Raw genomic sequence first — 2171 nt, 5'->3', positions numbered from 1 at the left:
CGAAGATCGGAACGCTGGTCGATCTGATCCGCTCGTCGTGCACGCGCTATGGCAGCCGGCAGGCCTTCGAGAGCTTCGGCAAGACCATCACATTCGCCGAGACCCTGCGCGCTGCCGAGGCCTTCGCCGGCTGGCTGCAGGCGAAGGGGCTGAAGAAGGGCGATCGCGTCGCGTTGATGATGCCGAACATCCTGGCCTATCCGCCTGCGATCTTCGGCACGCTTCTCGGCGGCTTCACCGTGGTCAACATCAACCCGCTCTACACGGCGCGCGAGTTGACCCATCAGGTCAACGATGCCGGCGCGCGCGTGCTCGTGGTGATCGAGAATTTCGCCCATGTCGTCGAAGAGGCGAAGCCGAACCTGAAGCTTGATGCCATCGTCATCGCCACGGCCGGCGACCTGATGGGGTTCAAGGGCAGGATCGTCAATTTCGTAGCGCGCCGGATCAAGAAGGTCGTCAAGCCGTTCAACCTGCCTGGCTCCGTACCGCTGCAGCAGATCCTGACGAGTGGCTCGGGCATGGCCGCGGTCACCGTGACGCCGCAGGATGTCGCCTTCCTCCAATATACGGGTGGCACGACGGGCGTCGCCAAGGGCGCCACGCTGACTCACCGCAACGTGGCGGCCAATGTGCAGCAGGCCGGGCTCTGGCTCGAATGGGTGCTGGAATCGCCGCAGGGCCGCAGCGACTACCAGCACGTCATGGTCACGGCGCTGCCCCTCTATCACATCTTCGCTCTGACCTGCTGCTGCATGTTCCTGCTGCGGATCGGCGCCAAGAGCCTGCTGATCGCCAATCCGCGCGACATCCCGGGCTTCATCAAGACGCTGAAGTCGAGCCGCTTCACCCTGATCTCCGGGGTCAACACTCTCTATAACGCGCTCGCCAACCACCCCGACATCAAGGGCGTCGACTTCTCCGAGCTGCGCTTCGCCGTCGCCGGCGGCATGGCGACGCAGGCGGCGGTTGCCAAGCAGTGGAAGGCTGTGACCGGCCGCCCGATCATCGAGGGCTACGGCTTGTCGGAGACCTCGCCGGTGGCGACGATCAACCGGCCGGACATTCAGGAATTCACCGGCACGATCGGCTATCCGATCTCTTCCACGGACATCGCGATCCGCGATGCCGAGGGGCACGATATGCCGCTCGGAGAATCCGGCGAGATCTGCATTCGCGGGCCGCAGGTGATGGCCGGTTACTGGAACCGCCCGGACGAGACCGCCAAGGCGATGACGGCGGACGGCTATTTCCGCAGCGGCGATATCGGCGTGATGCTGCCGGACGGACAGATCAAGGTCGTCGACCGGATGAAGGACATGGTGCTGGTCTCTGGCTTCAACGTCTATCCGAACGAGGTCGAGGATGTCCTGGCCTCGCATCCGGGCGTGCTGGAATCGGCGGTGATCGGCCTGCCGGACGAGCATTCGGGCGAAGCGGTCACAGCTTTCGTGGTGCGCAAGGACCCAACGCTGACGGCGGAAGAGCTGCGTGCCTACTGCAAGGAGAACCTGACCGGCTACAAGGTTCCCAAGCAGATCTTCTTCCGGGAAACCCTGCCGAAGACGAATGTCGGCAAGGTGTTGCGCCGGGCGCTGCGGGAAGAGGTCGTCGCCAGGCGCTGACCTGCGGCAGGTACGCGGTCGACAGCGGCGGGAACAACGTGTCTTCTGTGCGGCCTCGCGGGCAGAGTCGCCCGGCGAGGTGCCACCGGAGACAATGGCCGCTTGCCTCGCCGCCTCATCGAACTGCCGCTGCTGCGCCGGCTGAAGCCCGGCCTCCATGTCTATGAGGAGGAGGCGCTGAATGCCGAGCCGGCCATCGGCCTGCTCGACCAGCCGATCACGCCGGTCGATGCCTTCTTCATCCGCAACAATGGCGAGCTGCCGGAGATCGGCGACGAGCGCGACTGGACGCTGACGATCGACGGCGAGGTCGAGCGCCCCACCGTCTGGTCGATCGAGGGTCTGCGCCAGCGCTTCGAGGCCGTGACGGTCACGGCCGTTCTCGAATGCGCGGGCAACGGCCGTTCGCAATTCTCGCCGGCCACCGACGGGCTGCAATGGCGGCTCGGTGCCGTCGGCTGTGCACGCTGGACCGGGGTGCGGCTGGCGGATGTACTGGAGCATGCCGGCCCGAAACCGAGTGCGGTCTATACCGGGCCCTCCGCG

Annotated in this window: 2 protein-coding genes; both read left to right on the top strand. The window is 65.6% G+C overall.

The features are described 5' to 3' along the window. Positions 1 to 1625, top strand: a 1625-nt coding sequence (locus tag ACIPIA_RS14750; protein ID WP_400510635.1) for an AMP-binding protein, incomplete at its 5' end; no start/stop codon positions are given. 102 nt (positions 1626 to 1727) lie between these two features. Beyond that, positions 1728 to 2171 (top strand): molybdopterin-dependent oxidoreductase (locus ACIPIA_RS14745; protein ID WP_400510634.1); only part of this gene is annotated, 444 nt, incomplete at its 3' end.

Source organism: Allobosea sp. CER48 (assembly GCF_044752385.1).
Lineage (GTDB): Bacteria > Pseudomonadota > Alphaproteobacteria > Rhizobiales > Beijerinckiaceae > Allobosea.
The sequence above is the reverse complement of the archived record's forward strand: the minus strand, read 5'-3'. Positions and strand labels throughout refer to the sequence as shown.